The sequence below is a fragment of the Microseira wollei NIES-4236 genome, from assembly GCF_020521235.1.
In the GTDB taxonomy this organism is placed as follows: domain Bacteria; phylum Cyanobacteriota; class Cyanobacteriia; order Cyanobacteriales; family Aerosakkonemataceae; genus Microseira; species Microseira wollei.
Genome location: NZ_BLAY01000039.1, coordinates 20,224 through 36,365 on the forward strand (window position 1 = coordinate 20,224; position 16,142 = coordinate 36,365).

18 protein-coding genes are annotated in these 16,142 nt (G+C 44.0%); 11 read left to right on the top strand and 7 right to left on the bottom strand.

The features are described from left to right. Positions 1–30: 30 nt before the first annotated feature. From MiSe_RS14655 to MiSe_RS14665, 3 genes are all read right to left on the bottom strand, one after another. The gene (locus tag MiSe_RS14655; protein WP_226580665.1) at positions 31–312 is read right to left on the bottom strand and encodes a hypothetical protein; all 282 of its coding nucleotides are present in this window, start codon (positions 310–312) and stop codon (positions 31–33) included. A gap of 2 nt (positions 313–314) precedes the next feature. Continuing rightward, complete coding sequence (locus MiSe_RS14660; protein WP_226580668.1) at positions 315–851, bottom strand: hypothetical protein; 537 nt, start codon at positions 849–851, stop codon at positions 315–317. Between the two features lie 569 nt (positions 852–1,420). After that, positions 1,421–1,666 (bottom strand): KGG domain-containing protein, encoded by a 246-nt coding sequence (locus MiSe_RS14665; RefSeq protein WP_226580671.1) that lies wholly within the window; start codon positions 1,664–1,666, stop codon positions 1,421–1,423. Positions 1,667–2,100: 434 nt separating this feature from the next. On the opposite strand from MiSe_RS14665, the gene MiSe_RS14670 reads away from it, so the two are divergent. After that, positions 2,101–3,741 carry a DUF3352 domain-containing protein gene (locus MiSe_RS14670; RefSeq protein WP_226580674.1) on the top strand — a complete coding sequence of 547 codons (1,641 nt, stop codon included), beginning with the start codon at positions 2,101–2,103 and terminating at the stop codon, positions 3,739–3,741. A 115-nt stretch (positions 3,742–3,856) separates the two neighbouring features. On the opposite strand, the gene MiSe_RS14675 is transcribed toward MiSe_RS14670, so the two are convergent. Further along, the gene (locus MiSe_RS14675; protein ID WP_226580676.1) at positions 3,857–4,009 is read right to left on the bottom strand and encodes a hypothetical protein; all 153 of its coding nucleotides are present in this window, start codon (positions 4,007–4,009) and stop codon (positions 3,857–3,859) included. Positions 4,010–4,122: 113 nt separating this feature from the next. Between MiSe_RS14675 and MiSe_RS14680 the strand changes: the two genes are divergently transcribed. The 3 genes from MiSe_RS14680 to MiSe_RS14690 are packed head-to-tail and all read left to right on the top strand — an operon-like array spanning position 4,123 to position 7,346. Continuing rightward, complete coding sequence (locus tag MiSe_RS14680) at positions 4,123–5,262, top strand: DUF262 domain-containing protein (protein ID WP_226580680.1); 1,140 nt, start codon at positions 4,123–4,125, stop codon at positions 5,260–5,262. After that, complete coding sequence (locus MiSe_RS14685; RefSeq protein ID WP_226580683.1) at positions 5,259–6,404, top strand: AAA family ATPase; 1,146 nt, start codon at positions 5,259–5,261, stop codon at positions 6,402–6,404. Before MiSe_RS14680 ends, MiSe_RS14685 begins: the two co-directional genes overlap by 4 nt. A gap of 15 nt (positions 6,405–6,419) precedes the next feature. Then, complete coding sequence (locus MiSe_RS14690; protein ID WP_226580685.1) at positions 6,420–7,346, top strand: hypothetical protein; 927 nt, start codon at positions 6,420–6,422, stop codon at positions 7,344–7,346. A 39-nt stretch (positions 7,347–7,385) separates the two neighbouring features. On the opposite strand, the gene MiSe_RS14695 is transcribed toward MiSe_RS14690, so the two are convergent. Next, positions 7,386–7,625: a hypothetical protein gene (locus MiSe_RS14695; RefSeq protein WP_444980499.1), complete on the bottom strand. Its 240-nt coding sequence runs from the start codon at positions 7,623–7,625 to the stop codon at positions 7,386–7,388. On the opposite strand from MiSe_RS14695, the gene MiSe_RS14700 reads away from it, so the two are divergent. From MiSe_RS14700 to MiSe_RS14715, 4 genes are all read left to right on the top strand, one after another. Then, positions 7,582–7,725, top strand: coding sequence for a hypothetical protein (locus MiSe_RS14700; RefSeq protein ID WP_226580689.1), 144 nt, complete (start codon positions 7,582–7,584; stop codon positions 7,723–7,725). The genes MiSe_RS14695 and MiSe_RS14700 overlap by 44 nt on opposite strands. A gap of 261 nt (positions 7,726–7,986) precedes the next feature. Further along, positions 7,987–8,958 (top strand): M48 family metallopeptidase, encoded by a 972-nt coding sequence (locus MiSe_RS14705; RefSeq protein ID WP_226580692.1) that lies wholly within the window; start codon positions 7,987–7,989, stop codon positions 8,956–8,958. Between the two features lie 216 nt (positions 8,959–9,174). Beyond that, complete coding sequence (locus MiSe_RS14710) at positions 9,175–10,788, top strand: mucoidy inhibitor MuiA family protein (protein WP_226580695.1); 1,614 nt, start codon at positions 9,175–9,177, stop codon at positions 10,786–10,788. A gap of 140 nt (positions 10,789–10,928) precedes the next feature. After that, a complete protein-coding gene (locus MiSe_RS14715; RefSeq protein WP_226580698.1) occupies positions 10,929–12,152 on the top strand; it encodes an ATP-binding response regulator in 1,224 nt (407 codons plus the stop codon). A gap of 14 nt (positions 12,153–12,166) precedes the next feature. Here MiSe_RS14715 and MiSe_RS14720 read toward each other — a convergent pair whose 3' ends face one another. Next, the gene (locus MiSe_RS14720) at positions 12,167–12,601 is read right to left on the bottom strand and encodes a hypothetical protein (RefSeq protein WP_226580700.1); all 435 of its coding nucleotides are present in this window, start codon (positions 12,599–12,601) and stop codon (positions 12,167–12,169) included. A gap of 244 nt (positions 12,602–12,845) precedes the next feature. On the opposite strand from MiSe_RS14720, the gene lysS reads away from it, so the two are divergent. The 3 genes from lysS to MiSe_RS14735 all read left to right on the top strand — a co-directional run bounded on the left by lysS (position 12,846) and on the right by MiSe_RS14735 (position 15,442). Next, positions 12,846–14,387, top strand: a complete 1,542-nt coding sequence (lysS, locus tag MiSe_RS14725; protein ID WP_226580703.1) for a lysine--tRNA ligase — start codon at positions 12,846–12,848, stop codon at positions 14,385–14,387. A gap of 271 nt (positions 14,388–14,658) precedes the next feature. Further along, positions 14,659–15,189 carry an acyl carrier protein phosphodiesterase gene (locus MiSe_RS14730; RefSeq protein ID WP_226580706.1) on the top strand — a complete coding sequence of 177 codons (531 nt, stop codon included), beginning with the start codon at positions 14,659–14,661 and terminating at the stop codon, positions 15,187–15,189. Positions 15,190–15,262: 73 nt separating this feature from the next. Next, positions 15,263–15,442 carry a hypothetical protein gene (locus tag MiSe_RS14735; RefSeq protein WP_226580709.1) on the top strand — a complete coding sequence of 60 codons (180 nt, stop codon included), beginning with the start codon at positions 15,263–15,265 and terminating at the stop codon, positions 15,440–15,442. Here MiSe_RS14735 and MiSe_RS14740 read toward each other — a convergent pair. Then, entirely contained in the window at positions 15,418–16,137 is a 720-nt protein-coding gene (locus tag MiSe_RS14740) for a 2-phosphosulfolactate phosphatase (protein ID WP_444980500.1), read from the bottom strand. The two genes, MiSe_RS14735 and MiSe_RS14740, sit on opposite strands and share 25 nt — an antisense overlap. Positions 16,138–16,142: the final 5 nt, after the last annotated feature.

Genomic DNA, 16,142 nt, shown 5'->3' on the forward strand with positions numbered 1-16,142 from the left:
TACGCCCAAGAGTGTCTTGATTCACCGCTATCAGCGCGATTTTTTTTTCGTCTGTTTCATGGTATCTCGACACCCATCTAAATCCTCAACCACAACATCAGCGTTTAGAAATTCAGCGAATCTAACAATCCTTCTGCTGATAGTGTGGTTAACAGCATCCATCCAGCGACGTTCTTTTTTGTTCCACTTTTTTAACGCCCGAAACTTAGACGCAGTTTGCCAAGAATGACGGCGTTTTTGATTAGGACGACGACGATGTTTTACCTCTTTGCCGTTAAAGAACTTGCCGAACCCTTTGGCGGTTGCTACCACTGCTAAATTGTTCTGCCCCTGTCACAGCCAATTCTGGTCGTCCCCTCTACCTCTGGAACTTCCAAGGTGACGGAGATATAGGCATACCACTTATTTCGATGCTTGATGATTTTTGCCGAACCTTTGTCAATCAAAGTGTCGCCAAGTAACAACCTATCTAGAATTGGTTGCCAATGCTTTGATGCCACTGCTACAGGAACTCTTTTTGTTCCTTTAATGGTGGGGAAACTTACACTATAAGTTTCTCCCACTTTATGGATTGACCAATTCTGCTTATTAATTTCTGGTGGCAAGGATTTGTATTGTTTAACTTTCTTGCCAACTCCTGATGTAGTATGCCGAATTGTCTGATTTGCTAGAGCAGACATGAGTGAAGTATCTACCTTGGCGGTGGTTAACTTTCTCCTTTCTGAAAGGGGGATGGTTAACAGCCAATTAGCTAAACGGGTGTTCTCCTGGGTCATCTCGCCAAATATTTTTGCTTTGGCTTGATTGAGGTTAACAAACTTGAGTTTTAGCGTGATAGTTACACAACTCATGCTATTATTTTAGCATGTCTTACTCCCATGGGTAATTTGACGGCGAATAAATAAGCCCTTGTCGCATTTCATCCACCGGATAAATCGTGGTGGCTTTCATGCTCCCGTGATATTTTAGGTAAGGGCGGGTTTAAGGAGATTAGGACTTACGCAACGACACTAAAACACTAAATATGGTATATGGTGCCGTACTCTGCCGCTAACGCACCCTACATATAGAAACTTTGCTTAAGTCCTGGAGATATTTCTTGGTGCCACTTTTAATAGATTTTGTAGGGGCACGGCGCCGCATAACTTTTGATTTTGAGCAAAAATTTATACAATGCCTTGCCCCTACAGTCTGAAATTTATTTCAAGGCACAGGCGTGAAAGCTCTAAGTAATGGGTAAAAAAACAAATTACCAATTACCTATTATATCATGTCCCTTCCCAAGGGTTGTGTAACTGCTAATAGCTAATCGCTAATGGCTGCTCTGGAGGCAATTGACAATTAGCAATGAGCAATTAGCAATTACCCATCGATACACTACCGATACCTAAGGACATGATATTACCCATTACCGAATTGGCTATTCGCTTTTTTTGCGGCTGCTTTCGCCACCTTTGCGACCAATTTCAGACATGTGTTCGCGGTCTTGGCTTACCGCTTCGCCACCCTTGCGACCAGCTTCCCTAGCTTCTTCAGGGGTGAACTCGTGGGCGGTGCCTTTTTCGTGGGCGGCTTTACCACCCTTGCTGGCGATTTCCCGTTGCTTTTCTTCATCCATTGACGCAAAGCCGCGCTTGCTTTTCTCGGGCTTGCTTTTCTCTGACATAACTAAACTCCCATCCTCAAAGTATTTGATTTGTTAATCACATCCTAAAAAGCTTGGGGGAGCAATCTCGTCATTCTGCGGACGCATATGTTTGGTGGTCTTATATACCATGTGGCAGATAATAGGGGATTTTGGCGGTAGGGGGTGGGTGGGGAGCGATCGCTTGATTTATTGCTTGCATGAGCAGCGTCTGGAATTGCGGGCGCTTTTTTTGTAGCGATCGGTTAGAGGATTATAGCAGAAGTTTTCCATTAGTTCCAAGTTTGTTACAAGAAAATTTTCTGCGCGGATGTACCAGCGACGGTTTGCCAAACGCGAAGCTTAACCTTTTCCTAACTCCAAAGGTTGCATCAAGGAGGAAAGTTACTGTTAAGGTTAACTTTTTTGTTCAGTTTATCAACCGCTAGTTCCTGAGAAACTTGAGGCAATCAACGATGTCTGCAAAAAAATCAAATCTGCTAATTCCTGTTGGTATTGGTGCTACTCTTCTGCTCGCCGGAGGTGCGGCGGGCTACCTTTACTTGAGAGGTGGTTTTAGCGATGCGACGACTCCGCTAGCGAGTGCTAAAGTGGTTCCAGATGAAGCATTAATGACGGGTTATATCTCCACAGATCCGCAAACTTGGTCAAAATTGCAGCACTTTGGTACGCCTGAGGCTGAAAATGCGATCGCTAAAGGTCTTGCCAACTTCAATCAACAAGCCTTTACCAACTCCAAAATTGATTATGCCAAAGATGTGCAGCCTTGGCTCGGCAGTATCATGTTCGCGGTTTTGCCACCCAGTACGCCTGCAGCGCCATCGCAACCCAATCTCCTGGTTGTCATAGGAATTAAGGACAAGATTAGCGCCTTTAACTTTGCTAATAAGTTGAAGTCTCAATCAGGCGTAAAAATCAAAGAAAGCGACTACAAAGGCGTCAAAATTCAGGAAGATACAGGCAATACTGAAAAAACCTACACGGCTATTTTAAATGACCATTTAGTATTGTCTCCGCAACGAAAATCTGTTGAACTTGCCATTGATACCTTCAAAGGCGAACCTTCATTTGCCAATAAAACCGAAGCGAAAGCAATGCTTGACAAGGGCGTGAATCTGCCGAACTCGATTGCCCAAATTTATATTCCAGATTACGGTAATTTGGTACGGCAATACATGACAACCAATCGGGAATTTTCCCAATTGCCCCCCGAATCTCTCAACCAATTAAAGTCTTTTGTCATGGGGGTGGGGATTGATAATGTAGGTGTAAGGATGAAAGCAATTGGGACATTAAACCCATCTGCAACTCAAGTCGAATACAAACCCAGTCCCGGCAAGGTAGTCGCTCAATTTCCTAGAGAAACCATTGCTTTAATCAGCGGACATGGGATTAACAAAGTTTGGTCAACCGTAGCAGAACAGTCAAACAAGAATCCTCAACTTCAGCAACAATTAGAGCAAATGCGGCTGCAAGTAAAAACCGCTACCGAACTTGACCTGGATCGAGATATTTTTGGTTGGATGGATGGTGAATTTGCGGTGGGAGCAATCGCATCTAACGAAGGAATTTTAGCGCCGATTGGTGCAGGTGGAGCGGTAGTGTTAAAAACCAGCGATCGCACAACCGCAGAAGCAACTTTAAATAAACTAAACGCTCTCGCCACTCAGGGTAATTCTATTACCATCAATCAAAGAAACGTTGGGGGTAAAACCGTAACAGAATGGACAATACCGCAACAAGGAGCTTGGTTAGGGTATGGTTGGCTAGATGGTAATTCGCTTTTAATCGCCATTGGTAGCCCAATTTTTGAGGCGATCGCCAGCAATTCCAACAGTTTGGAAAGTAGCGATTCGTTTAAAGCGATCGCGGGTACTTTACCCAAACCAAACGCCGGCTACTTTTACCTAGATGTAGAGAAAGCCATGTCTGCAATTGAGCGCACTTTACCGGCGCAACAAAAGAATTCCGTACCGCCAGAAGCAAACGCTATCCTCAACTCGATTCGGGGTATTGGTGTCACCGCTATGCAACCCGATGCATCTACCAGTGAGATGGAAATGTTGCTAGCGCTCAAACCTAAAAGCGGAAAATAAAATAGGAGCCAATTTTACTCCCTTTGCGGTAGAGCCTCTTCCGTACTTAGGGTGATAAATTTATTTAATCATTCGTAGGTTAGGTTGACCTTGGCTCAACCCAACCTACAAGCTGTCAGAATGATTTATTAGATTTGACGATCGCTTCAACTACGGGAAATCCCAATCGCTTCGTGGTTGGCAGTACATGTGGAGATGTTGGGTAAGTTCGGCGATCGCTAGGGGTGGGAGCGATCGCAGCCTGACGAGTAGATCTGATTAGCCCCACAAAATATTACAATGCAACTATGCCATCTCAGAATACCCTGATTTACTGATGTAGCCGCTACAGGCATTCCCAGCAGGTTACACAATGGGTGATGAGGTCAAGGAGTATTTGCTATGACACAGTTAAAGAACGATGCCACAGAATTACCAGACGAAGACATTTTAGACGAAGAAGAGAACGATCAAGAGCAATACGAAAAAGCTACGTTCCGGTATGACCCGGATAAAATTAACATTGTTACCAGGGAACCAACTATTGAACAATTACTGAGACGAATTGATGAGGAAGCGCTTGATTTAGCACCTGATTTTCAGCGTCAGGCAGATATCTGGAAGCCTGATGTTAAAAGCCGATTAATTGAATCTATTCTCATTCGCATTCCCCTACCAGCCTTTTACATCGATGCAACTAATGAAGATAAATGGTTAGTTGTAGATGGATTGCAGCGGCTATCTGCCCTCAAACACTTTATTAGCGATCGCAGCGACAAGAGGCTTAGACTAAGTGGACTAGAGTATCTTACAGACCTTGAAGGGAAAACTTACGATCAGCTGGAGCGCAGATACCAGCGTCGTATTGAAGAGACTCAGGTGACAGTTTATCTGATTGAAAAAGGCACACCTGATGAGGTAAAATACAATATTTTTAAACGAATTAACACTGGTGGAACACCTCTATCCCCCCAAGAGTTACGCCATGCCCTCAATCCTGGTAAAGCATCCCAATTTTTAGCTAAGCTTGCTAAATCTCAAGAATTTCAGCAAGTTGTCAATCTTAGTGATTCTAAAAAGAAGCGGATGGATGACCGAGAATTTATACTTGGTTTCTTAGCTTTTACACTTACCTCTTACAAAGATTATGATGGCAATAGAGATTCATTTTTAAGTCAAGCCTTATTTAAGGCTAATCGTCTGTCTGAAGCCGAATTAGACCAGATTGGTAATAACTTTAAAAAAGCTATGATTGCTGCGTTTGATATATTTGGTGATGATGCGTTTCGCAAACAATCTAAAAAAAGAAAGAAAAAATACCCGGTAAATAAAGCACTATTTGAATCTTGGTCAGTAAATCTCAGTCAGCTTACCGAACAAGAACTTGAAATATTGAAAAGCAACCGGCAAAAATTGATTGATATTTTTCAAAAATATGTAGATAGCGACAAAGAATTTTTAGCCTCGATATCTCAGGCTGCCAACAAAGTAGAATATCGATTTATAACAATTGAAAAAATTATCCAGGAAGTTATAATATGATGGGTTATTTGCGCTTGATAAATTTTAAACCTTTTACAAATCAGGTACTTCAATTTAGACCGCTAACTTTGCTTTCTGGTCTTAACAGCACTGGTAAATCTTCAGTGCTACAGTCGCTACTCCTGCTGCGTCAATCTTACCAACAGGGATTATTGCCAAATACAGGATTGGCATTGAATGGAGATTTGATTCGCATTGGTACTGCTCAAGATGCGTTTCACGAGGGAACAACAAAAGAATATCTTGGTTTTGATATTGCATGGAGTGAAAATAACATAGAGGCGAAATGGCGTTTCACGTACAACCTGGATGTAGATGTTCGTGAAACGGTGGGTTTACTGGATGTAGATGTATTAAATATTGATGCAGAGCCAACTAATTATGATGTATATAAATCAAATATTTTTAGCCAAAAGTTTCATTACCTTCAAGCCGAACGGATTGGCTCTCGTCCATTTAATGAAATGTCAGATTATCAAGTGCGAAGACTTGGGGAAATCGGCACTAGAGGTGAGTATACAGCACACTTTCTTTTAGTACATGGGCGTAAAGTTATTCCCAATGCAAACCTCCGCTACCCGCAGGCAAAATCAATGGATTTGATAGACCAAGTTGAAGCGTGGATGAGAGAAATTAGCCCTGGTACGCGCCTAAAAATTACACCAAATTCAAGTATGGATTTGATAAGTTTGCAATACTTTTACGGAGACAGCAATCCCTACCGTGCCACAAATGTTGGCTTTGGAATTACATACACTTTGCCGATTATTGTTGCAGTACTAGCATCCGAACCAGGTACAATGATTCTCATTGAAAATCCAGAAGCCCATCTCCACCCCAAAGGGCAAGCAAAAATGGGAGAGTTGTTGGCACTTGCAGCTAGCTGTGGTGTTCAAGTTGTCATAGAAACCCATAGCGACCATGTTTTGAATGGGATTCGTCTTGCTGTTCATGGCGGTAAACTTGACCATAAAGATGTTCAGTTACACTACTTCCAGCGCTATGAAAAACAAGGGCAAGTATTCACAGAAGTAGTGTCACCACGCATCGATCGCAATGGGAGAATTGATGAATGGCCTGATGGCTTCTTTGATCAGTGGGAAAAGAGTTTAATTACCTTACTCAAACCAAGGGATGTGTAGCACATGGACTTGGAGATGGTATTGAATGAACTGTCTTTGCGAGCTGTTGCTAATAATATTCAAACAGCAAGACAAAGGATGTCTGATTTAATTGCTACAGCGCGATATGCAGCAGAACTGGGTGTAAAGCCAATAATTCGTACCCATAGTCAGTTTTACGCTACTTTACTTGCAGATAATTATTCTTTGTCTAATTGGGTTGTAGATCGAAGTGTAGATCGGGACGAACAACGATTTATTCTCACAGCAGCAAAGACTCCTTTCCTCGCCGATGTTCAAAATTCTGAGATTGAAAATAGAAACCTACTTTCTGAATTTTACTATGAACAGGAATTAAGTGAAGGTCTGGGTATTGCTTATCTGCTAGAAACATTGGCGCTGAGTTTGGCATCGGAGCAATGCTGGGATTGCGATCGCCTAAATTTGGCACTCAGACAAATTGATGAAAGTGGAGAAGTCATTGATGAAATTGTAGAAATTGTACACGCTAGTTGTACCGCTCATGTGCAAGCACATGCTGATTGGATAAAAAACCGTATTCGCACAGGAGTTCGCGATGGATTGGAACTATGGGATCGCAAAGAAGTGTTATTCCCCAACCTGGAATTCTGCGATGGGGTTTGCAAGCAAATGCAAAGTCTTGGCAGGGGCAATCCGATGCTAAGACAGGTGGTGAAACGCTTGTTTGAACTTGAGGACTACTGTAAAACTTGGACAGAGGGAGCATTGGATTTAGACAGTATTCCTAGCAAAGCATCTCCAGAGAGTGATTCAAGGCTAAAACAGTTCAAAGAACAACTAACGTTTCTATGTCCTGATGGTCAAGAACGGCTCTTTAGTTTACACGTCCGCATGACACCGGGAGCTTGGCGGCTTCATTTTTTTGCAGAACAAGCTCTAGGAAAGATAATTATTGGGTACATTGGTCTGAAAATCCAATAATGCCTTGATATACAAAGACATTAGTATCTAGCAAGACTTTCACAGATTATGTTTCTGCTTTAAGTATTCCCATTTAGCCTCGTCTGGGTCAAAATTAGGTGGGGCTGGCTGTGTTTTCTCAAACAAATCTTGGAAAGCTTTGATTCTGGTGCGAGGTTGTCTTTTAGGTGTGGCATCTTCTGCGTCACTTTTCGCGGCTGTATCGTTATCAACTGTCTCAACTACCTGCAAAACGATGATTTCCACTTCTCCGGGTGGGATGTTAACGGGGGAGGCGATCGCTAAGTTACCCGCTTCATCAACTATTGCCCATAATATTTCTCAATTCGCTCTGCTTCTAGATTATGCCGCGCTAGCATTTGTTGGCTGTCACCCCTGATCAAAGTGCGTCCAAGGGAGATTAAGATACCATGAAGTTATGCGATATGCCGACCGCACGCGAAGCTCTCGCACACCTGTCACCAGTCTCCGTCACCCTCAAGCCGTCACCCTCAAGGGTGCGGCTATACAAACCAAGTCCGCCTGCGCGGACTATAAAATCAACGGCTTTAAAGCCTGCGTAGGCAGGCTTTGTTTGTATAGCCCTACCCTTCAAGGGTAGGTCTTGCGATCGCCCCCATCCCATTCAATCATTGTCACCATGCCCACCTACACCGGAATCGCCAGCAACGCCTTTCGTCACCCCCTAGATTTGGAAGCCGAACAAAGCTTACGCAACTTACCCGGCTTCGATCTCGTCACGCGCAAATTTGTCGAATTTCTCTACGAACGTCCCCAATTTGTCTTTCACATGGGCAACAGCATTCAAGTGGGGCCGCGTCAATATTCTACCCTTTATCAAATGTTTCGCGAATGCGTGCGGGATTTAGATATCTACCCGGAACCGTCTTTATTTGTCAGTCAATATCCCATCTCAAACGCTTATGCTTTGGGTCAAGAACAACCTTCGATCGTTCTCAATTCTGGCTTATTAGACTTAATGGATGAAAGAGAACTGCGTTCGGTAATTGCCCACGAATTAGGCCACATCAAATGCGGTCACACAACTTTAACTCAAATGGCAATTTGGGCGATTAGTACCGCTTCTTTAATTGGTGAACTGACTCTGGGATTGGGAAATGTCATCGGCAGCGGTTTAGTTTTTGCCTTTTATGAGTGGAAGCGCAAAGCCGAATTATCTGCGGATCGGGCGGCTTTATTAGTCTTGGATGACATCAATCCCGTCATGAGTGGGATGATGAAATTAGCGGGCGGTAGCAGTAAATATGCCAACGAATGCAGCTTAGAAGAATTTATCCGTCAATCGGAAAGGTATCAAGAACTCGACCGAGAAGAACTCAATCAAGTTTATAAATTTCTGCTCTATAATAACTTGGCTCAAGGTGTATTTCTCAGCCATCCTTTTTTAGTCGAACGCATTGGTCACTTGCGTCAGTGGTCAACTTCAGAAGCATACCGCCAAATTCGCAACGGTAATTATAAACGCTCCGCCGCAGAGGGATCGGTTGAAGTTGAAGCTAAAACCCCCAACAACCAAGTTAACGATTTGCGACGACAAATTGAAGAATTGCAACAAGAAATTGACAGAATTAAAAAGAATAAATCCAATTAACGTAAGTTGCTAGTGATAAAATTCGGCATTGCTAATTGCTAATTGCTAATTGCTAATATAAGATTTTTACTGACATTAGCCATTAGCGATTAGCCATTAGCCGCTGTTTGCGAGATAACTAGCAACTTGGGTTAATTAACGAACTATGCTGTGAAACAGTAATGAGAGGGAGAAAATTAGTAACTGCGAGAGCTTCGCGTGCGGTCGGCATATCCCATGAACCCAGAAACCTCTTTTCCAGCCAGTCAGTCGATAGTCGCTCCCATAGCAGAAGTGACGGTTTATACAAATCAAGCCTTAGTAACTCGGCGCGGTATGGTGTCGCTGACTGGTTATGAGCGCGAATTAATCGTTTCTGAATTGCCGTTAACCCTCCAGACGGACTCGGTACGCGCCAAAGTTAGCGGTAGCGTCCCGGTGAAATTATTGGGCGTGCGAACCGAAAAAGTTTTTGCTTCTGAAACCTTTGCCAAGCGCGTCGTCCAGATAAGCCAGCAAATTCGGCAGTTAGAAGAACAACAGCGCCACCTGCGGGATATACTGACATCGGTGGGACTGCAACGGGATTTTGTCCGAGGTTTGGGGGAAAAGTCGGTCGAACGTTATTCGGGATTAAATAGCCCAGAAAAAATTAGTTTGAATGAGATTGAGGAGTTCCTAAACTTTTTGGGACAGCAGCACGGGGAATATGCTAAAACAATTGCCCAGCGGGAAAGGGAACAACAAGAAATCGACAGACAATTAGAAGCATTGCGCCAGCAGCGACAGCAAATGGTGCAACCTGCTTATAAGGACACCTTGAGCAGTTACAAGATCGTTGTTACTGTAGAGCCTGCTAATGCTCTTGATTTCGAGTTAGAAGTATCTTACCTAGTCAATCGAGCCATTTGGACTCCCGTATACGATTTGCGGACTAGCAGCGGCAGTAAACGGGTAAATTTAAGATATTTAGCCGAAGTTAGGCAAAAAACGGGGGAAGATTGGATGGGTGTTGCTTTGAAACTTTCTACCGCCAAACCAGCGCTGACAACGCTGCCTCCCAAGCTGAAACCCTGGTATATTGACAGCTTGGATGCGACTCCAGCACCGGCGCTGGATTTGAGAGAGGATACAGATTTCGCCGAGTTAGAAGCGCTGTTGGCAGATGAAACCGATGCGGTTAAGAAACAAAATGTAGTAGAAACGCAGAAAGTCGTCAGTTCATCGGGTAGCGTTGTGACATTCTGCGTTGATGGGGGGTGCAATATTCCTGCCGATGCGGCGGCGCATAAAGTCGTCATTTTTAGCCAAGATTATCCTTGTCGCACCGAGTACGTCGCGGTGCCGCGATTATTTAGCTTTGCCTATCTTGAAGCTACGGTAAAGAATAACGTGCTGGGGGTGACGCTGCTACCGGGTAAGGCGAATATTTTCCGCAATAATACCCTGGTAGGGACGACCCAGCTAGAGAAAGTTGCACCAGGAGAAGAGTTTAAGCTGAATTTAGGAGTGGATGAGGGTTTGAAAGTTGAGCGCGAATTAGTTGAACGGGAGGTAGAACTGATGGGGAATTATCGCCGCACCACCTATGGTTATAGATTGGCAGTTACCAATTTACGCGCTCGCGCGACTACCATAAGACTAATCGAACAATTGCCCGTGAGCCGCAACGAGCAAATTAAAGTCCACCTCAAATCCACCAATCCCCCAATTGGGCTGGGTCAGATGGGTCAGTTAGAATGGTTGCTGGCGCTGCAACGTCAATCCAGAGGCAAGCATAAACGGGAACTATACTATCAGTTTACCGTTGAGCATCCCGCCGATTTAACTGTGGTAAGTTTGGATATTTAGCCGTTGTTTGTAAAGATAACATAAAAACATTAGCGGCTGGGGGTCCAAACCAGGATACTGCTGTATTATGTGAGTTAAATTACTATTAGAGAAGAATCTATTGGCCCTCAAATCGTTCATCAAAAAATAAATGGTAAAAGATGGATACTAGAAACACGACAATCCTAGTGGTAGATGATGAACCCAATAACCTGCGGGTTCTATCCACAATATTGAATAAACGGGGTTACAAAGTCCAAAAAGCCATTTGCGGCAACCTGGCTTTAAAGGCAGCGCTCGCGTCTCCCCCCGATTTGATTTTGCTCGATATCATCATGCCAAAAATTAATGGGTATGAAGTTTGTAAGCAATTAAAATCAATAGATAATACTCGAGAAATACCCGTAATTTTTCTGAGCGCTTTAGACCAAACAACCGATAAAGTCAAAGCATTTGAATTAGGTGGAGTAGATTACATTACTAAACCATTTCAAGTCGAAGAAGTATTAGCGAGGATTGAGAATCAACTAACGATCAGGAACCTGCAAAATAAACTCCAGAAACAAAACGATCGCTTGCAACGGGAAATAGAAGCCCGCAAGCAGGCAGAACACAAAAAAGATGAACTGATTTCCATCGTCAGCCACGAATTACGCACACCTTTGGCTTGTATAAAGACTGCGTTAGAGCTTTTGAGTACGGGGCATTATGGCGTTCTGGAAGCGAAGGGACATCAATTTATAGACATTGCGCTGACGAATAGCGATCGCTTGTTACGCCTGCTCAACGACCTTCTGGACTTGGAACGCATCGAAGCAGGCATAGATTTGACATCCAGAGAAAACTGCAATATTGCCGATTTGATGGAGCAGGCGGCAGATAGTTTGCAAGCAATGTCTGAACAAGCTGAGGTGAAGGTATCGCTTTCCACCATCCCCGTAAAGCGATACGTCAACCCAGACCATATCATCCAAGTGCTAACCAATTTACTCAGTAATGCGATTAAATTTTCAACCCCAGGTAGTACAGTCTGGCTAACAGCGGAATTGCCAGAAACTGGGGATGTGGAAGCGGGATCTAATCCCCAGTTACAAAGCTTACTAATCAAAGTAAAAGATCGAGGACGGGGCATTCCATCGGATAAACTCGAATCAATTTTTGGTCGCTTCAAGCAAGTCTATCCTTCCGACGCACACCAGAAAGGCGGTTATGGGCTTGGTTTAGCGATCTGCCGCAGTATCATTGAGCAGTATGGCGGAAAAATTTGGGTTGAAAGTAGTCTGGGTGGAGGCAGTACTTTCTACTTTACCTTGCCAGATTTGCCACCCAATTACCCTGAATTTTATGAAGGATCTGAGCGAGCGATAGATTTGGCGGCAAGGTGAATAGGGAATAACATTTAGCTTGCACTTGTTGGCGAAGTTGGTTCGGTATATTCGCAAAAAATGCCGAGCCCGACTTTGAGAATATATAAAATGATAATAGTAGCGATCGCTGGATTAATCGGCAACGTTGTAATCTGAGACAAACTCACGACCAACGTAGTCAATAAAGCCGCGTTTCCTGGATTTTTAAGATATTCGTTGAGAATCGCCCGAAAACCCTCGTGACCGCAAAGTTCATCCCGCATAACTTTCAGCGTCACTTGCCAGATAGATTTTTGAGCTTCGAGTGGTTCGATTCCGTTTGCTTGGGTCCACAACTCCTCGAAAGTCGTGTCGAGTCTGCCGTTGTGTTTTTTGAGCAGTTCCATTGCTTCGTCAGCGGGGGGATAATCGTGCAAGAGTTCTTGCATTTCGTCAATTTCTGTGAAATTTAAGAGGATGGGGTTCATAGGTTTTTTGGGGTGAGGATGGAAGACTTCGCTTCTTTATTCCATCGTAATTAAAAGCTGAAGAAATAGGCAAATTTAATCGTGCCATGCTGTAAAAAGCTGCGCCAGAAAGCGGGTTTAGAAAAACCCGCTTTCTTTCCGTCAATTTTTGCCAGAACCTTTATAATAGAAACTTGCCATCGGCCTATGCTTAAATTAAATTCAGCATCAGGGCGCAAAGCGATCGCTTATAAAAAATATCACCATGTCCTCCGATCAGTCCCCAAAAGAACACGAATCAACCCTAGAAGAAATCCGCGCTACGCGACTCCAGAAAGTCGAACAGATTAAGCAACTGGGTTTTAACCCCTATGCCTACCGTTGGGAGTCTACCCACCACGCAGCGGAACTTCAGGAGAAATACGCCGAGTTACCCAGCGGTGAAGAAGTTGACCTAGAAGTTGCGATCGCAGGACGTATCTTAGCACGTCGCGTCTTCGGCAAACTCGCCTTCTTTAGCTTGCAAGACGAAACTGACACGATTCAGCTATATCTGGATAAGAAAAGAATCTCCGAAAGCATGGCAGATATCGATGGGGAAGCTTTTAACCACTTGAAGCAACTCACCGATGTCGGCGATATTATCGGCGTTAAAGGGACGATTAAACGCACTGAAAAAGGCGAACTATCGGTTTATGTCAAGCAATACGCGATTTTAACTAAATCCTTATTACCTTTACCCGATAAGTGGCACGGACTCACCGACGTTGCTAAACGCTACCGCCAGCGATACGTTGACTTAATTGTAAATCCCCAAGTGCGCGAAACCTTCCGCCGTCGCGCTCAAATTACCGCCGGAATTCGCCGCTATTTAGACGAAAGGGGTTTCTTAGAAATAGAAACGCCGGTACTTCAATCAGAAGCAGGCGGTGCAGATGCGCGTCCTTTTATCACCTACCACAATACCCTGGACATGCAATTGTACCTGCGAATAGCGACAGAATTGCACCTGAAGCGATTAATTGTAGGTGGGTTGGAAAAAGTGTACGAATTGGGGCGTATTTTCCGCAACGAAGGCATCTCCACGCGCCACAATCCCGAATTCACCTCGATTGAAGTCTACCAAGCTTATGCCGACTACAACGACATGATGGCGCTGACGGAAAATTTGATTACTACCGTCGCCCAAGAAGTGTTAGGTACGCTGAAAATTACTTATCAAGGGCAAGAAGTTGATTTAACAACGCCTTGGCGTCGCGCTACGATGCACGAGTTAGTACTAGAAAAAACTGGCTTAGATTTGACTCGTTTCCAAACGGTTCACGAAGCAAGAAAAGCTGCCCACGAGTTTGGCGTTGCAGGTTTGGAAGACTGCGAAACGATGGGACACCTGCTGAATGAAATGTTTGAGCAAACCGTGGAATCCCATCTGATTCAACCTACCTTTGTCATTGATTATCCGGTGGAAATTTCTCCCCTGGCGAAACCTCACCGGGAAAAACCGGGTTTGGTCGAGCGATTTGAGCTATTTATAGTAGGACGAGAAACTGCGAATAGCTTTTCTGAATTAACCGATCCCATCGATCAGCGACTGCGATTGGAAGCGCAAGCGGAAAGGAAGGCGGCGGGAGATTTGGAAGCGCAAGGCGTGGATGAAGATTTCCTCACCGCGTTGGAATACGGAATGCCGCCGACGGGTGGATTGGGAATTGGCATCGATCGCTTGGTGATGTTGCTGACTGATTGTGCCAGTATTCGGGATGCGATCGCTTTCCCCCTCCTCAAAGCAGAAAAGTCTGAAAATTAAAGTTGCCCAGAAACCGGGTTTTTCTAACAATACCCTCGCCAATTTTCTCAAACGCCCCCAGCCCCCAGGTTAAAACCTGGGGCTACACAAACAAAGCCCGCCTTCGCGGGCTGTAAAAATTTTAGCCCGCGAAGGCGGGCTTTGTTTGTATAGCGATACCCTTTAGGGTATCGGCTTTTTGGCAAAGGTATTGTCTAAAAAACCTATCATCTATGAACTATCTCGCTCATTTATTATTAGCAGAAAACCATCCTGAATCCCGCTAAACATAATGGGCGATTTTGTCAAGGGAGATTTAGAAAAATATAAAAACCAATATAGTGCAGAAATTATCAAGGGTATAAAGCTACATCGAAAAGTTGATGAATTTACAGATACGCACCGAATTTTTATTATTAGTAAAAAGCGAATCGTTTATAATAAAAGATTTTCCGGCATTATTATCGATGTTTGCTACGACCATTTTCTAGCAAAGCATTGGGCTAGGTTTTCTGATGAAAGTTTAGATAACTTTGTCAGTAATACTTATACAGAATTACAAAATTATCAAAATATTTTGCCAATTAATTTACAGAAAGCACTACCCAGAATGATGGCTGAAGATTGGCTAGTATCTTACAGAACGCCGTCAGGCATTAGTTTAGCCTTTGCGCGGATATCCCGACGGTTGAAAAGAGAAAATACTTTGGCGACAGCAATCGATGAACTGATGAATAATTACTCTGGAATAGAGTCTGATTTTTTAAGTTTCTTCCCAGAAATTATTAGTTATGTGAAAAAAATATGCCAGGAAACGAAATAATATAGTTGTAGGGATACGGCATCCGAAAACCTTGGCGCTGGCGATAAAACTTGCTAACGCTGTGTTCCTACTAATGATATCATTTCCGGTCGATTACCCACGCTCGGGAGCCGGGACACGGCACGATAAACGTTATCTGTTTGTCCGAGATATCTCTGATGCCGTGTCCCTACGCAACGACTCTGTGAGGTTTTTTGATTATGGGCAATTCAACGGACATGATATGATTCAGATGCAACCGGAATTTATATAAGCTCGATTCGAGAATACGGGTACGCAATTGCTAACATTTAAAGCTGCGGCAATTTCCACGTCTAGTGTAAATCCTCTGGCGATTAACTCTTTACCAGAACTACATTGTTTCAAAGCGTCATCAAGGCAGTCACGCCACTTTTGAAATACTGCTACAGCAGCTGCCGCTTCGGGTGAAAGTTTTCCCTGCAAATAACTAAGAATAGCACCCGCTCCAATCAAATCTTCCCACGCTGGACGCAAACTGCCATCTTCCCATCGCTCTCCTGCTGGTATGACGGCAATTTTAGCACCGTAGTCAGGGGCATTTCGCGCGAGCGCACCACAATTGCGAAGACACCCCGCCAAAGTAGGTGTGTTAAGAGTCCGCAATGTTAGCTTTGAACCGTTGGGAGATGGTAAAACTAACCTAGTTCCGGCAGGAATATTGAGCAGGGATGCCGGGGAAAGCGAATAACCAAGCTTGCGATCGCAACTTGCCAATTCTGCCTGCACAGATTTAGCATACTCGGCAGCTGACTGATCGCGCCAGGGATAAGGAAAGACAATTGCTTTGTTGTTTGTAGCAATTTCTACACAGGTTGAAAAAGACAAGACATCGACAATAATTACCACATCGCTGATGGGGGCAAGTTTAGCAACTCCCCATTCTCCCCACTCGCAACGCAAATCAAACTCGGATTGGTCAAAAATCATTTCTA

What these genes read in the sequence shown, in the direction of transcription:
- MiSe_RS14730 (WP_226580706.1), top strand. Translation starts at nt 14,659, where the DNA reads ATGGGCGATTTTGTCAAGGGAGATTTAGAAAAATATAAAAACCAATAT.
- MiSe_RS14680 (WP_226580680.1), top strand. Translation starts at nt 4,123, where the DNA reads ATGACACAGTTAAAGAACGATGCCACAGAATTACCAGACGAAGACATT.
- MiSe_RS14685 (WP_226580683.1), top strand. Translation starts at nt 5,259, where the DNA reads ATGATGGGTTATTTGCGCTTGATAAATTTTAAACCTTTTACAAATCAG.
- MiSe_RS14670 (WP_226580674.1), top strand. Translation starts at nt 2,101, where the DNA reads ATGTCTGCAAAAAAATCAAATCTGCTAATTCCTGTTGGTATTGGTGCT.
- MiSe_RS14710 (WP_226580695.1), top strand. Translation starts at nt 9,175, where the DNA reads ATGAACCCAGAAACCTCTTTTCCAGCCAGTCAGTCGATAGTCGCTCCC.
- MiSe_RS14660 (WP_226580668.1), bottom strand. Translation starts at nt 851, where the DNA reads ATGAGTTGTGTAACTATCACGCTAAAACTCAAGTTTGTTAACCTCAAT.
- MiSe_RS14665 (WP_226580671.1), bottom strand. Translation starts at nt 1,666, where the DNA reads ATGTCAGAGAAAAGCAAGCCCGAGAAAAGCAAGCGCGGCTTTGCGTCA.
- lysS (WP_226580703.1), top strand. Translation starts at nt 12,846, where the DNA reads ATGTCCTCCGATCAGTCCCCAAAAGAACACGAATCAACCCTAGAAGAA.
- MiSe_RS14715 (WP_226580698.1), top strand. Translation starts at nt 10,929, where the DNA reads ATGGATACTAGAAACACGACAATCCTAGTGGTAGATGATGAACCCAAT.
- MiSe_RS14705 (WP_226580692.1), top strand. Translation starts at nt 7,987, where the DNA reads ATGCCCACCTACACCGGAATCGCCAGCAACGCCTTTCGTCACCCCCTA.
- MiSe_RS14700 (WP_226580689.1), top strand. Translation starts at nt 7,582, where the DNA reads ATGATTTCCACTTCTCCGGGTGGGATGTTAACGGGGGAGGCGATCGCT.
- MiSe_RS14690 (WP_226580685.1), top strand. Translation starts at nt 6,420, where the DNA reads ATGGTATTGAATGAACTGTCTTTGCGAGCTGTTGCTAATAATATTCAA.
- MiSe_RS14735 (WP_226580709.1), top strand. Translation starts at nt 15,263, where the DNA reads ATGATATCATTTCCGGTCGATTACCCACGCTCGGGAGCCGGGACACGG.
- MiSe_RS14720 (WP_226580700.1), bottom strand. Translation starts at nt 12,601, where the DNA reads ATGAACCCCATCCTCTTAAATTTCACAGAAATTGACGAAATGCAAGAA.
- MiSe_RS14740 (WP_444980500.1), bottom strand. Translation starts at nt 16,137, where the DNA reads ATGATTTTTGACCAATCCGAGTTTGATTTGCGTTGCGAGTGGGGAGAA.